The organism is Trinickia sp. HAY1-2D (genome assembly GCF_056754935.1).
This window is the reverse complement of the sequence record NZ_JBPGWX010000001.1, coordinates 476,018-490,347: the sequence shown is the minus strand read 5'-3', so window position 1 is coordinate 490,347 and position 14,330 is coordinate 476,018. Positions and strand designations below refer to the sequence as shown.

The following is a 14,330-nucleotide window of genomic DNA, read 5'->3' as shown; positions in this document are numbered from 1 at the left end:
CCGCCGTAAGATGGCCCGGTCCCGCGGTGAGCGGGGGCGGTTATGACGCCAGCGAAATCCGCTTGATATCGCCGACGACGAATACGTACGAGAGCGCCCCGATCAGCGCGACTACGCCGATGAAAACGAGCGCGCCGACGAACGATCCCGTTGCCGCGACGATGAAGCCGATCACGAGTGGCGTGACGATGCCCGCGAGGTTCGCCGCGAAGTTGAAGATGCCGCCGGTCAAACCGAGCAAGCCCTCGGGCGCGATGTCGGAAACGAGCGTCCAGCCCAGCGCGGCCATGCCCTGCGCAAAGAACGCAACCGACATGATCGCAATGACGACCGTGTCGCTCTTCACATAGTTGGCCAGCACGATCGTGGACGCGAGCAGGAGCCCGGTGATGATCGGCAGCTTGCGCGCGACGTTCGCCGACTTCCCGCGCCGCAGCAGCGAGTCGGACAACCACCCTCCGAACATCACGCCGATCGAAGCCGCAATGAACGGCAAAATGGCGAAGAAGCCGATCTTGAGCCAACCCATATGCCGTTCAGTGGCCAGATAGGTGGGGAACCAGGTCAGGAAGAAGACCAGCGTCGAATTGCCGGCGAACTGGCCAAGGCAAATCCCCGTGAGCTGGCGATGCTTGAGCAACTCACCGATCGTGCTCCACGAAAAGCTGCTCGATGCGCGTGCACGGTTGCGCTCGTCGCGCGTGAGACCACCGCCCGCCTCGATGTATTCGATCTCGGCCGCATTGGCACGCGGGTGTTCGTGCGGTTCGCGATAAAAGAGCCACCAGACGAGACCGAAGACGATACCGGCCGCGCCCACCACGAAGAACAACGAGCGCCATCCGTAAGCGCCCATCAACGCGAACAGCAACGGACTGAAGCAGGCAAGACCGATGTATTCGCCGACCGTATAAGTCCCGGTGGCCAATGCCCGCTCGCGCTGGGGAAACCAGGTTGCCACGACGCGGCTGTTGGTCGGAAAGCAAGGCGATTCCGAAACGCCGAGTCCGAGCCGGCACGCGAGCAGCGATCCCACGCCGTGTACAAGACCTTGCGCAAGGGTGAAGACCGACCAGAACGTCATCGCGATGTAATACGTGAGCTTGCTGCCGAACCGGTCGAGAAAGATCCCGCCCGGGATCTGCGAGGCGGCATAGGTCCACGAAAAAGCGGAAAACATGATGCCCATCACCGCGGCGCCGATGCCGAGCTCCTTGGTGAGCTGCGGCGCCGCAATGCCCAGCACCGTCCGATCGAGATAGTTGATCATCGTACCGATTGCGAGCAGCGCGAGGATCTCGTAGCGCGCGGACGAACGGCGCATGGTGCTCGAGGCCGTACGTTCGGCGGCTGGCGGCTGCCCCGGCACGCCGGAAGGAATCTGCTGTCGCATGGTTGATGTCTCCTGTCAGTATCGATCGAATAAGTGTGGTGGGAGTGCGGTAAAGCGGCGGCGCCAGGATCCGATGTTCAGCGCAGCAAGGTTTGGAAGTGCTCGAACATCCGTTCGGCATTCGGCGCGATGCCCGTAAAAATCTCGAATGCCTCGACAGCCTGATAGACAGCCATGCCGCCGCCGGTCAACGTGCGGCACCCCAGCGCTTCTGCCGCGTTCAGCAACTCGGTCTTGATCGGGAAATAGACGACATCGGCCACCCACAGGCGCGGGTGCAGCAATTCCGATGGAAGCGGGAGCCCGGGATGCTTCGCCATTCCGGTAGGTGTCGCGTGGACGAGGCCGTCGGCCGCCGCAAGCGCATCCCCCAGCATCGCCGGCGAGCCGTCGATCGCATGAACCCGCGCTTGCGGAAAACGCACTTGCAGCTCGGCCGCAAGCGCCCGCGCCCGAGAAGGGTCGACATCGACGAGCGCGAGCTCGCGCGCGCCCATCGTCATCGCAGCGTGCGCCACCGCCGCACCCGCTCCGCCCGCCCCGAGCTGAACGACGCGCTCGCACGATGCGCCGGGTAGGCCGCGCTCGAAGGCGCGGCGAAATCCGGACCAGTCCGTGTTGTGGCCGATGCGGCGCCCGTCTTTGAACTGCACGGTGTTGACGGCCCCGAGCGCGCGTGCGTCGTCGGAAAGCTCATCGAGTAGCTCGATGACGGCCTGCTTGCACGGATACGTCACGTTCACGCCATCGAATCCCATCGATTCGGCAGCTTCGAGCAGATTCGGCAATGCGGATACATCGCGGCGCAGCATTTCGAGGTCGATACGGCGATACACGTACGTAAGCCCGAGGCGGCGGCCCTCCTCCTCGTGCATTGCCGGGGATAGCGATCCGCCTATGCCCGAGCCGATCAAACCAACCAGAAACGAGCGTTCGATTGTCCTTGTCACGACTGACTCCTGGATCCTGATTCCTGTCGGACGCAAGTGTCGCGCTTTTTCCCGCGCTTGTCGGTTGGGGTTTGTACGAATTTGTACCATCTAGTTAGTTCCTAGAATACAATCGATCGAACACGTGCGGCATGGGCATTCCTGCGCATCAATCTGTGATCAACTCGTACATTTTTCCTTGATCGACCGCTGCGGCAGGCACGCAAACCGCGCGCTCGGGAGTCATTCATGAAACGCTCCATTGCAACCGTCTCCGTCAGCGGAACGCTGCTCGAAAAACTGCAAGCCATTCGCCAGGCAGGTTTCGACGGCGTCGAGATCTTCGAGAACGATCTGCTCTATTTCGACGGAACGCCCGGCGATGTCCGACGCGTGGCGAATGACCTGGGGCTCGAAATCGTGCTGTTTCAGCCGTTTCGCGACTTCGAGGGCGTGAGCGAAGAGCGCTTCGCACGCAATCTCGAACGTGCGCGGCGCAAGTTCGAACTGATGCATGCGCTCGGTTCGGATCGTCTGCTCGTTTGCAGCAACGTGTCGCCCGATGCGATCGGCGACGAAGCGCTCATCGTCGATCAGTTGGGCGCGCTGGCATGCGCCGCGCAAAGCGCTGGCATCGTGGTGGCATACGAAGCGCTCGCCTGGGGCCGCCACGTCAAGACCTACGGACAAGCCTGGACGATGGTCGATGCGGTCGATCATCCGAATCTGGGGCTCGCCCTCGACAGCTTCCACACGTTGTCGCTCGGCGATCCGATCGACGGCATCGCCTCGATCCCGGGGCACCGGATAGCCTTCGTGCAAATTGCCGATGCGCCGAAGCTCGCGATGGACGTGCTCGAATGGAGCCGCCATTACCGCTGCTTTCCCGGCCAGGGGGACTTCGATGTGGCAGGCTTTACCGCGCGCGTCGTCGAATCGGGCTATGCGGGGCCGCTTTCGCTCGAGATATTCAACGATGGATTTCGCGCTGCACCGCCGGCCAGTACGGCGATGGACGGCTATCGCTCGCTGCTTTATCTCGAAGACTGCGCACGCACGCTGCTCGAAAAAACGCACACGCCTGCTGCGCCCGGTGTTGCCCTGTTCGCGCCGCCGGCAGCGCCTGCGCACGTCGGGTTCCAGTTCCTCGAATTCGCCGTCGACGATGCGGCGGTTGCACAATTAACGGACTGGTTAGGCAAGCTTGGCTTTGCGCGTACCGGCCAGCACCGCTCGAAGGACGTCACGCTGTTTCAGCAGGGCTCGGCCGCACTCGTGCTCAATGCCGAGCGCGATTCGTTCGCCGGTGCATTTCACGCGCGGCATGGCCTGTCGCTTTGCGCGTCGGCGTTTCGCGTGGACGATGCCGGCGCTGCGTTCGAGCACGCGGCAAGCTTCGGTTACAAGCCGTTCTCGGGACGAGTGGGCCCGAACGAGCGCGTCCTGCCGAGCGTGCTCGCGCCGGATGGCAGCCTTCAATATTTCGTCGACGAGACGCCGGGTGCACCCACGCTGTTCGAATCCGATTTCGTCCTCACGCCGAGCCCGACGCCGCACGAATCGAAGATCACCGGCATCGATCACGTCAGCCTCTCGCTACCGGGCGATTCGCTCGATACCTGGATTTTATTTTTCAGGACCGCGTTCGGTTTTGAAGCGGAACCGGCGTGGCTCGTTCCCGATCCCTATGGCCTCGTGCGCAGCAAGGCGATGCGCAGCCGCGACGGATCGGTGCGCATCGCGCTGAATGCGTCGCTCGACCGGCATACGGCAGCGGCTAGAGCATTGGAAACCTATCGCGGCTCCGGGCTGGACCACGTTGCGTTCAAAACGCCGGACATCTTCGGCGCGCTGGCCGCCTTCCGCGCGAGCGGCGTGCCCATGCTGCGGATACCGGGCAACTATTACGACGACCTTTCGGCCCGCTATGCGCTAGCCGACGAATTCATCGAAACGCTGCGCGAGCAACACATTCTGTACGACCGCGACGAGCGCGGCGGCGAGTTCTTGCACGCATACACGGAACAGATCGGTGGGCGCTTCTCGATCGAAATCGCCGAGCGGCGCGGCGGGTACGATGGCTATGGCGCGGCCAATGCCGCTGTCAGGTTTGCCGCGCAAGCGCGGACGCGGCGTTAGCCAGGCAGATGGCGCCCTCCAGAGCGGTTCGTGATTGCGCACGAGGACGGGGGGCACTCCGACACGCTGGTATGATTTCCCATCGTTTCGGAGGTCGTCTATGCAGGTCATCAGTGGAAAGCCCACAGAACGCTACGAAGGCGCGGAGCCAGACACGCGGCTGGATTTCCGACGCATCGTGCACGCCAGACACCAAATTTCAAAGGTGTTTCGCGACACGCCCCACTTCGAATGTCCCGCTCTCGGCGAGCTGTTGGACTGCGAGCTGATCGTCAAGCTGGAGACCGCCAACCCGATAGGGTGCTTCAAGGGGCGCGGGAGCGAGGTCGTCATGTCACGCCTCGCATCGAGCCAAGGGCCGAATGCCGCGGTGTGCGCCAGTGCTGGCAATCTGGGGCAAGCACTCGCCTATAGCGGCCGGGCGCGCGGTATTCCGGTTACGGTGATCGCAGGCACAAGTGCCAATGCCGCAAAGATCGATCGAATCCGTCGGCTGGGCGCCGCTGTCGAACTCGTGGACGGAGATATCGAGAATGCGCGCGAGCGGGCCCGGGAAATCGCCGCCAACGGCGATGCATTTCTCGTTGAGGACAGCGAGAACCTCGATACCTGTGAAGGTGCCGGCACCATCGGTCTGGAGCTGGTGGAAGGATTCGATCGCATCGATGTCATTGCGCTAGCGCTCGGCGGAGGCGCACTGGCGACAGGCGTGGGCCATGTCTTCAAAACCTTGTCGCCGGCGACGGACGTCGTCTGCATCCAGCCCAAAGGCGCCCCCGCGATGGCCATGTCATGGCGCGCAGGATCGATCGTCACCACCGAGCGCACCGATACCATCGCAGACGGCGTCGCGGGCAGGTTTCCCATTCCAGCGGTTCTCCATGACCTGCTGGCCGTTGCCGACCACGTCCCGCTGGTCGAAGAGACGAGCATCGTAACGGCGATGCGCATGCTCTACCGGCACGCTCGCCTCGTTGTCGAACCCTCTGCCGCTCTCGGCATCGCGGCAATCCTCGAAGACCCCTCGCGATATCGAGGTAAACGGGTGGCCGTGGTCCTCTGCGGAGCGAACGTGCTGGTCGATTCATTCAACGCGTGGATGCAAGAGTAATGGAACGGTTCGTCGGGCCGCCCGGGATTATTACGACGTAATGCCTTGTTGCAAAACCAGGGCCGCGATTTTAAGCGTCACTTAAGCCGAGTTGAGCACCATCGATTCGGCTGAATTTTGGGATAAGGGCCCTGCCATGCACGACACGACCGAGCGCGCCATGCCAAAGCCACGCACCATGCTGCGGCGCATCCTGAGCCACCATGAGATCGCAACGCTCCTGTTGTTGCTGCATGCGCCGGTCGACCTCGCGGCAAAGCCGGAGATCCCGTTACTCAGGGAAGCAGGGCTGATCGAGCAAGTCAATACCGAGCAAGGCGACACGCGCTTTCAATTGACGGAGGATGGTAACGCTGTCTTGCGGGGGCTCGGTGTCTCCTGAGGCGACGCGTCTATGGCCGTTACCGACGACGAAGCAAGATGGTGCCGAGCCGACAAAATCGGCAAGAAAAGAATAGCCACTCGAGTGCTGGCCACCACATCGTGACGCGAGGCATTCGCGCCACACGCGAAGCGTCGGGGCGCCATTACACCTACATCCGACGCGCCGACGACGTCCTCAAATCGTCCGATTACCACCTCAGTCCGTTCGTGCTCGAGAGCGTGCTGATCGAGCACGAAGCCATCGCCGAAGCTGCTGTCGTGCCGAGCCACGATCCGTTGCGCCTATCCTTGCAAGCAACGACGCCAGGATTGTGCGCCGTCAGTTAACCGTAGACAGCTTTTTTCATAGCGGCGATCCTCTCCCAGTGCCGGCATTGCGGTGGCCGCAGGGATGTTCCGAGATGGCGTTGGGAGGCTCGAACGAACAAAATAGGAAAGCCAATCATAGCCAGTCGAGCTTCGGCCGCCCCGTCGTACAGCGATGTCTCCATGCACGAGATACTCGCAGCGCGCCGGGCTCGCCCATAAACGAAGAGACCCGGACGGCAACCGCCGCTTTGCACCGATCGGAGCCCGCGCTCCGCAGGAGACAGCAATGACAGCATCGCAACGCTTTTTGGCCGCGCGCGATTTTCTGCTGCGCCATCGAACCGACTATCAGCGCGCCTACGATGAGTTTGCGTGGCCCGTGCTCAATGAATTCAATTGGGCGCTCGATTACTTCGACGTCATGGCACGCGGCAACAGCGCCGCAGCGTTGCGGATCGTCGACGGCGCCCAACTCGACATCCGGCTCTCCTTCGCCGAAATGTCGGAGCGATCCTCGCGCATCGCCAACTTCCTGCGGGCCGCCGGGGTAGCGCGCGGCGATCGCGTGCTGCTGATGCTCCCCAATTGCGTCGAGCTCTGGGACGCCATGCTGGCGGTCATGAAACTCGGCGCCGTACTGCTGCCGGCGACGACACAACTCTCACCGGCCGACGTGCGCGAGCGCATACAGATCGCGCAGCCGACGTTCGCCATCGTCGACGCCGCCGAGCGCGCGAAATTCGACGGGCTCGAAAACGGCGGCAGACCGCTCGTGAAGATCTCAGTCGGGCCGGCTTCTCATACGAGCGCTGGGGAAGGATGGCTCGATTTCTCGCAAGGCTATACCTCCAGCGCCGAGTTCACGGCCGACGGGGTGACGCGGGCCGCCGATCCGCTGCTGCTCTACTTCACGTCCGGCACGACGTCGAAACCGAAGCTCGTCGAGCACACCCACGAGAGCTATCCCGTCGGCAGCCTGTCGACGATGTACTGGATCGGCCTACAACCCGGCGATATGCACTGGAACATCAGCTCGCCGGGCTGGGCCAAACATGCGTGGAGCTGTTTGTTTGCGCCATGGAATGCGGGCGCGTGCATCTTCGCAATGCAGTACACCCGCTTCGATCCCCGCGCGGTGCTCGAAGCAGTGGTCAAGCATCGCGTAACGACCTTATGCGCACCGCCGACGGTCTGGCGCATGCTCGTTCAAGAACCGCTGACCTCCTACGCCGTTTCGTTGCGAGAGATCGTCGGCGCCGGCGAGCCGCTGAACCCCGAGATCATCGAACGGGTAAAACAGGCCTGGGGCATAACGATACGCGACGGCTACGGTCAGACCGAGACCACCTGCGTGATCGGCAACTCGCCGGGCCAGTCCGTGGTTCCCGGATCGATGGGCCGGCCGATGCCGGGCTACCGGATCACGCTCGTCGATGCCGACGGCATCGTTTGTGACGAAGGCGAGGTCGCGCTCGAACTTGGCGCCGCGGCGGACCCAGGCGGCGCCCGCGCACCTGCCGGGCCGCTCGGGCTCATGACCGGCTATGCGAACAACCCCGATGCTACGCGCCACGTGATGCGCGAGGGGCTCTACCACACGTCCGACATCGCGCTGCGGCGGCCCGATGGCTATTACATCTATATCGGACGCGCCGACGATGTCTTCAAATCGGCCGATTACCGCCTGAGCCCGTTCGAACTCGAGAGCGCGCTGATCGAGCACGAAGCCATCGCCGAAGCCGCCGTCGTGCCGAGCCCCGATCCTTTGCGCCTGTCCGTGCCGAAGGCCTACGTCACGCTGCGTCACGGCTTCACGTATGGCCCCGAACTGGCTCAAAGCGTCTTTCGCTTCTCGCGCGAGCGGCTGTCGCCCTACAAGCGCATTCGCCGCCTCGAGCTCTTCGAGCTGCCGAAGACGATTTCCGGCAAGATCCGCCGCGTCGAATTGCGCCGCCGGGAAGAGGCGCGAGGCGACGCGGCCGATCGACTGCCTAACGAGTATCGGGAAGAGGATTTCCCCGAGCTGAACTGAGCGCTTGCGGCAATCGCATCGCTCGGCCGGCGCGAGCCCGAGGTGGGCGGGCGGCTCTATCCGGTCGAGATCAAACCGATTGCGATTGCCTTGACGACCGCCTGAATCTTGTTCGTCGCGTTCAATTTCAACAGCACGTTATTGACGTGGAAATTGACCGTGCGCTCGGAAATATTGAGGATTTGTCCGATCTCGTTCGCCGTCTTGCCTTCCCCTGTCCAGCAGAGCACCTCGCATTCGCGCGGAGTCAGCTCGACGCTCGCCTCGGGGGCGAGCTTCGGCACGAGAAACTCGCTCATCAAAGCGTGCGAAAGATTGGCGAACCAGCTCGCCTGCAGCGTCAGCCGATCGGTTTCGGCAGGGGTGAGTATCTCGGCGGGCCGCGCCATCGTCAACAGCCCATAGACGCCGTGCGCCGCCCAGCTCGAATGCGCCACGCCGACCTTCAGGCCGAAATCGTGCGCGTCTTGCCAAAGGCGCGGGGCACTGACCGTGGCCTCGGGCCAGACGATCAGGCTGCTCTTCGTCATGCCCTCGCGCACGGTGGGATCGATCGCGATGAAGTTGTTTTCCTGATAGTGCTTCATCCAGCCCGCGGGGTAGGTGTCGAAAATCGCGACCGATGGGTTCGATACCGGCAACGGGACCCGGATGCCATAACAGCAGTACTCGAACCCCAGTTCCTTGGCGACCGCGGACATCCGCTCGAACAGCTGACGTTCGTCCTTGGCTTCGTTCAGCTTCTCGTAGCCATCATGCCAGCGCAGCAACTCCATCCTGTACCTCGCGGTTCCTACGATACCCACCCGATGCTGTCATAGTTAGCAGGTCTCATGGCCGGGTCGGACTGCTACAGTCCGGCCCATGAGACAAACTAATACCCTGCTCGCCGGCCCATCCCGTGACGGCTACGTGCGCCTTCCCGAACAGGCGCTGGATCACCTGCAGCTCGTCCATGTCGATTCCGGCCTCGACGAAGGCCTGTTGCAGGAATTGCGTGCCGACGCCGTCGATGCCGTGAGCGCCGGCTACACCGAATGGCAGCGTGCGCGCGCCCCCGGGCGCGCCCATGTGACGGTCGGCTGGGACTGGTATGTCGACCGCGCTTCCGGCGCGCTCGTCATCGCCTGGGGCGATGTGCGCAGCAACGTGATGTGCGTCGACACCCGCGGCACCGATATCGGTATGGCCCGAACCGCGCAACTGCTGATGCGCCGTCTCGCCCAGCTCAATTGGCCGAACGCCGTTGCACGCATCGCGCTGTCACCGCCTCCCGGCGTCGACGCACCCGGGCCCGCACTGCAATAAGCGACAAAAGGAACGCGAGCGGCCCGTGAGCCCGCCCGCAATCATCTCATCATTCCTCTACAGGACTCATTTATAAGGAAATTACGCCCTCTTTTCAATCTCGATATGAATTTTCACCAGCCAGCGTGGGGAATCCGCCACCCCCGCGCGGGAGACGTATTGCCTGAAAAACCCTGTCAACGTTGACAGTTACCGGTCCTCGGGGTGCGCGCTGTAATGCGTCCATCAAAAAAGCATATGCGAGGACTCCATGCGGACTTCCGTTCACGGCGAAGGGCGCCTCCCCGAAGACCTCGACAACGCACTCGCGCGGTATCGCCACCAGGTCTTCGTCGAGCAGCTCGGCTGGAAGCTGCCGTGCGTTGAAGACCGCTTCGAGCGTGACCAGTACGACCGGCAGGACACCATCTACATCGTCGCGCACGACGAATCCGGATCGATTTGCGGCTGTGCGCGGCTCTTGCCCACCACCCGCCCCTACCTGCTTCGCGATCTCTTCCCATTCCTGCTGGCCACGGACATGCCCGCGCCCGTATCCGACGACGTCTGGGAATTATCCCGTTTCGCGGCCAGTGCGGCAAATGTCGATCCCGCCGCGCTGGGTGACGAAAACACGTCGTGGGCCGTGCGGCCGATGCTGGCTTCCGTCGTCGAGTGCGCCGCCAAGCTGGGGGCCCGCCAACTGATCGGCGTCACCTTCCTGAGTATGGAGCGGCTTTTCCGCCGCATCGGCGTACATGCTCACCGGGCCGGGCCCGCTCAACGCATCGACGGTCGCATGGTCGTGGCGTGCTGGATCGACATCGATTCGCAAACGCTCGCGGCCCTCGGTCTCGATCCGGCGTTGCTGCCGCAGCAGGCCGCGGTTTGAGTCGCGCCTCTCATAGCCATGCCGCCTGAAGGAGAGTCATCTTGCAACCCCAGTGCACCTCGCCCAGTTCATCCTCCATACAGGCCTTCGTCGCGAGAGCCGGGTTGTCCATCGAATTCGCGGGTTCCGACGAGCGTATGCGGCTCGCCGCAATCGACCGGCGCGGCTTCACCGTCGGCGTGACGGACGACGCGCAATTGCCGCCGCAGGGACTGCCGCGCCAGGCCCGCGTCACGTATGGCGGCGAGACCCTTTGCGAAGCGCGTCTCGTGGCGCGCTGTCCCGTGCAAGGGAAAACCCCCGTGCGCGAAACGGTCCTGCAACCTTCGCGAAGCGATGACGACATTGCATTCTGGCAAGCGCTTTATGCTCATCGACTGCGGCAGCGCAGCGCTGCAGGCGGGCCGATTGCCCGCCGAGACTCGCTCGGCAATGAGCGCTACGACGCGCTGCAGGCTGCCTCGAGTCGGGCGCTGGCCGATGGAGAGGCGATATTCGTGCTGTCCGATGCAGGCGACGCGGCTTTTTTTGCGGCGTGGCTCGAATATCACTTCGCCGAAGCCGTCGCGCGCACCCGGGCAGCGTCGACGCCCGCGGAACTCCGCGATATGGCATGTCGAACCGAGAATGCCGACGTGATCGTCTGCTTCGAATATCGTTTCAACGGAAAAGCCGCACACGCGGCCACGCGCGAGACGTGCGCATGGGTCGCGGCCGAACTCGAGCGCCTGTTCGGCCTCGCCATTCGCTATGAAGTCGCGGATACGCGCCAGCAGGCCAGTGCCATGAGCTACCGTCAGCGGCGCACGACGCTTGCGTCGTAGTTCGATCGAGGGCAATGACGCGCGCGATGTCACCCGCCACGCAAGTCCGGTGCAATCGGCTCAGTTTTGCCGCTCCGCGCCGATCGCGCGGCAGCTTCCGCGCAAGCGAGAGCCAGTACGCCATCCGCCAGAGTCACGGCGGCGCGCGATCCCTCCCGCACCGCGTCGACGAAAGCATTCCACTCCGCTTCATATGCACGCCGATAACGCTCGAGGAAGAAGTAGACCGGCTTGGCCGAGAACGTCCCCGCGTCGCTGATCCTTTCGACGGTATTTTCAAGCACGTTCTGCGCTGCGAGTAACCCGCCCGAGCCGAGCAGTTCGACGCGCTGGTCGTAGCCGTAGCCCGCTCGGCGCGAATTCTTGATCACGGCGAGCCGCCCGTCCGCCCAGAACAACGTCGCAACCGCGGTATCTACATCACCCGCCGAACCGATCCGCGGATCGACGAGCGATGCCCCGCTGGCAAAAATTCGCGCGGGTGCACCGCCCATCAGCCAACAGGCAGTGTCGAAATCGTGGATCATCATGTCCCGATACAGGCCCCCCGATACCTCGATGTACGACAGCGGTGGCGGCGCCGGATCGAAGGACGTAATCGTCAACAGCTCGGCCTTGCCTATCTCCCCGGCATCGAGCGCGGCTTTCAACGCACTGAAGTTGGAATCGAAACGTCGATTGAAACCGATCATGACTGTTGCGCCGGTGCGGTTCACGCTCGCCTCGCACGCGCGCGCGCGCTCGAGCGACAAGTCGACGGGTTTCTCGCACAGCACGGCCTTTCCGGCTGCCGACGCGCGCTCGATTAGACCGGCATGGGTGTCCGTCGACGTTGCGATCAGCACGGCGTCGATCGTGGGATCCGCAAGGATATCGTCGACCGAGCGAGCCTGGGCGCCGTATTCGGCGGCAAGTTTTAGCGCCGCGTCGGCAACGACATCGGCTACGGCAACGAGTTGGCTGTCCCGATGGGCAGCGATCGATCGGGCGTGAACCTGGCCGATCCGGCCCGCGCCCAACAGCGCAGTGTTCAGCATATGAGTAACCTCGGTGATGATTGTGAAATACCGGCGTCGCGATGCCCCGGAATGATTGATTAGTAGCGCTAAATGTCAGCATCGAACGACATGCGCGCGCGGCGCCTTGCGCCTCACACGGCGAACGCATCCCTGAACCGCCGTAGCGCAACCTCGTCGCTACCGCTTGCCCAGGCCTCGAGCGCGACGGTGCCTCGATAGCCGGCTTCGTCGAGCGCGCGCGCGATCGCCGGATAATGGATTTCGCCCGTCCCGGGCTCGCAGCGTCCGGGCACGTCCGCGACTTGGATTTCGCCGACATACGGCAACGCGCGCCGTACCAGTTCGATCAGATTGCCCTCCCCGATCTGCGCGTGATACAGATCGAGGTTCAGGCGCAAATGCGGGTCGTTCACCGCTGCGACGAGCGCGAGCGTATCCGCGGCGCGGGCGAACGGCACCCCCGGATGATCGAGGTCCGTATTCAGATTCTCAAAGCAAAACGTGACGCCAGCATGCCGGCCGAGCTGCGCAACGTCAGTCAGTGTGCGGTATGCCGCCATCCACATTTCGCCAGTTGTTGCCGCGGCCGGCGTAACGGGCAATCCTTGCGGCCCGAGGCCGGTGCCATGCAGATTCAGGCGCGGGCAGCGCAAGCGCTTCGCGACCTCGATCGACTGCCGTGCGGTCTCGAGCAATGCCGCCGCGCCCTGCTTCGTGACCAGGTCGCCGCTGACATAGCCTGTCATCGACGAGAACGCAGCGCCCGTCGCGACGAGCGCGTCGATGTCGTGCTTCGTCCAGTCCCAAATCTCGACGTGAAAACCCAGGCCGGCAATTGCGCGAACGCGCTCGACAAATGGGAGGTCGCGAAACACCATTTCGGCGCATACGGCTAGTTGGAACATAAAACGTCCTTTGGAAAAACGGTATGGAGGGCGAGGACTGCGCGGGTCCCCTGCTGAGGGCCGCGGTGGCAATTCGATCAACGATACTTGCCGGCGTATTTTTCAACGAGCGCAACGTTCGTGCGGGTCACGAATCCCGGGCCCGTGTCCACGCCGTTGCTGACAAAATGCGGCGCGAGTCCATACATACGCACGCGTTGCACGAATTTCGGGTCGGCCTTGAGAGCGGCGCATGCTTTGGCGACATCGCGCGTGTGCTCGCGCGTCATGATTGCGAGAAGCGCTACCGGGATATAGCCCTGCAGATAGGGCTGCTGGTCGATCGCGAAGGCGGCGGTGCCCGCTTCGATCGCTTTATCGACTTCCGGCGTCAGGTCGAACGTCGCGAAGTAGACCTTGCCCGCGAGGCCGAGCTTGCGGATCGCGCGCAGCGAAGGCACCGCCGACGTCGGGCCGAGCGCGAGCACGGCCTGCGTTTCCGGGTGCGCATGAAGCGCAGCGAACACCTTGTTTTCGACCTCGGTCGGATCGTTGCCGGAATCGAGCGTGGCTTTTTTGAAGTCCACACCGATTGCGTCGGCGAAGCCGCGACACCGTTCGAAGGAAACCGGATTGGTCGCGTTGTTGTTGACGCAAAGGAAGGTCTTCACACCCGCGGCCTTGGCGCGCTCGCCAGCCTCCTTGCCGGCTTCATATTCGGGCTGCCCGACATGCAGCAGCGCACCGAGCCGGCGGCTCTGCTCGCCTGTTCCGGAATTGAACGTGATGACGGGATCGCCTTTCTCCACGATCGTTTTTACTGGCCGCTGGATTACGTCGAAGTCGGCGATCGTGGTCGCGACGCCGTCATAGTGACGTGCTCCGGCCTGCTCGAGCAAACGTGTCATGTCGGCGAGATCGCCGTTGGACGGGTTGCGGTAATCGACCGTCACGCCGAAATCCTGCTGCGCGTCGGCGATGCCATTCTTCACGACGTTCCAGAACGGATCGGCGTCGGGGGCATGGGTCACCACCACAAACCTTGGGCCGGCGGCCAGCGCGTGGAAACTGCACAGCAGCCATGCCGCCGCGGCCATCCGGCGAAACAGTCGTTTCATTGATGTCTC

At 63.2% G+C, this 14,330-nt stretch carries 14 protein-coding genes; 8 read left to right on the top strand and 6 right to left on the bottom strand.

What is annotated here, in order from left to right; all coding sequences use genetic code 11:
• Window positions 1-40: 40 nt before the first annotated feature.
• The gene (locus ACR9ZC_RS02165; protein ID WP_331574585.1) at window positions 41-1,393 is read right to left on the bottom strand and encodes an MFS transporter; all 1,353 of its coding nucleotides are present in this window, start codon (window positions 1,391-1,393) and stop codon (window positions 41-43) included.
• A 77-nt stretch (window positions 1,394-1,470) separates the two neighbouring features.
• The gene (locus ACR9ZC_RS02160) at window positions 1,471-2,343 is read right to left on the bottom strand and encodes a shikimate dehydrogenase (RefSeq protein WP_481578932.1); all 873 of its coding nucleotides are present in this window, start codon (window positions 2,341-2,343) and stop codon (window positions 1,471-1,473) included.
• A 228-nt stretch (window positions 2,344-2,571) separates the two neighbouring features.
• On the opposite strand from ACR9ZC_RS02160, the gene ACR9ZC_RS02155 reads away from it, so the two are divergent.
• The 5 genes from ACR9ZC_RS02155 (at window position 2,572) to ACR9ZC_RS02135 (ending at window position 8,297) form a co-directional block, all read left to right on the top strand.
• Window positions 2,572-4,461: a bifunctional sugar phosphate isomerase/epimerase/4-hydroxyphenylpyruvate dioxygenase family protein gene (locus ACR9ZC_RS02155; protein WP_481578931.1), complete on the top strand. Its 1,890-nt coding sequence runs from the start codon at window positions 2,572-2,574 to the stop codon at window positions 4,459-4,461.
• A 100-nt stretch (window positions 4,462-4,561) separates the two neighbouring features.
• Entirely contained in the window at window positions 4,562-5,572 is a 1,011-nt protein-coding gene (locus ACR9ZC_RS02150) for a threonine ammonia-lyase (protein WP_481578930.1), read from the top strand.
• Window positions 5,573-5,708: 136 nt separating this feature from the next.
• Window positions 5,709-5,954 (top strand): hypothetical protein, encoded by a 246-nt coding sequence (locus tag ACR9ZC_RS02145; protein ID WP_331566559.1) that lies wholly within the window; start codon window positions 5,709-5,711, stop codon window positions 5,952-5,954.
• A 101-nt stretch (window positions 5,955-6,055) separates the two neighbouring features.
• On the top strand, window positions 6,056-6,283 hold the full coding sequence (locus ACR9ZC_RS02140) for a hypothetical protein (RefSeq protein WP_481579745.1): 228 nt from the start codon (window positions 6,056-6,058) through the stop codon (window positions 6,281-6,283).
• 268 nt (window positions 6,284-6,551) lie between these two features.
• A complete protein-coding gene (locus ACR9ZC_RS02135) occupies window positions 6,552-8,297 on the top strand; it encodes an AMP-binding protein (RefSeq protein ID WP_481578929.1) in 1,746 nt (581 codons plus the stop codon).
• Between the two features lie 56 nt (window positions 8,298-8,353).
• Here the strand turns inward: ACR9ZC_RS02135 and ACR9ZC_RS02130 are convergent, their stop codons facing one another.
• The gene (locus ACR9ZC_RS02130; RefSeq protein WP_440559195.1) at window positions 8,354-9,073 is read right to left on the bottom strand and encodes an autoinducer binding domain-containing protein; all 720 of its coding nucleotides are present in this window, start codon (window positions 9,071-9,073) and stop codon (window positions 8,354-8,356) included.
• 88 nt (window positions 9,074-9,161) lie between these two features.
• Between ACR9ZC_RS02130 and ACR9ZC_RS02125 the strand changes: the two genes are divergently transcribed.
• The 3 genes from ACR9ZC_RS02125 (at window position 9,162) to ACR9ZC_RS02115 (ending at window position 11,300) form a co-directional block, all read left to right on the top strand.
• Complete coding sequence (locus ACR9ZC_RS02125; RefSeq protein WP_481578928.1) at window positions 9,162-9,605, top strand: DUF4902 domain-containing protein; 444 nt, start codon at window positions 9,162-9,164, stop codon at window positions 9,603-9,605.
• 250 nt (window positions 9,606-9,855) lie between these two features.
• Entirely contained in the window at window positions 9,856-10,476 is a 621-nt protein-coding gene (locus ACR9ZC_RS02120; protein ID WP_481578927.1) for an acyl-homoserine-lactone synthase, read from the top strand.
• A gap of 104 nt (window positions 10,477-10,580) precedes the next feature.
• The gene (locus ACR9ZC_RS02115) at window positions 10,581-11,300 is read left to right on the top strand and encodes a hypothetical protein (RefSeq protein WP_481578926.1); all 720 of its coding nucleotides are present in this window, start codon (window positions 10,581-10,583) and stop codon (window positions 11,298-11,300) included.
• A gap of 29 nt (window positions 11,301-11,329) precedes the next feature.
• Here the strand turns inward: ACR9ZC_RS02115 and iolG are convergent, their stop codons facing one another.
• From iolG to ACR9ZC_RS02100, 3 genes are all read right to left on the bottom strand, one after another.
• Complete coding sequence (gene iolG, locus ACR9ZC_RS02110; RefSeq protein WP_481578925.1) at window positions 11,330-12,337, bottom strand: inositol 2-dehydrogenase; 1,008 nt, start codon at window positions 12,335-12,337, stop codon at window positions 11,330-11,332.
• Window positions 12,338-12,450: 113 nt separating this feature from the next.
• Window positions 12,451-13,224, bottom strand: coding sequence for a TIM barrel protein (locus tag ACR9ZC_RS02105; RefSeq protein ID WP_481578924.1), 774 nt, complete (start codon window positions 13,222-13,224; stop codon window positions 12,451-12,453).
• A 77-nt stretch (window positions 13,225-13,301) separates the two neighbouring features.
• On the bottom strand, window positions 13,302-14,321 hold the full coding sequence (locus tag ACR9ZC_RS02100) for a sugar ABC transporter substrate-binding protein (protein ID WP_481578923.1): 1,020 nt from the start codon (window positions 14,319-14,321) through the stop codon (window positions 13,302-13,304).
• Window positions 14,322-14,330: the final 9 nt, after the last annotated feature.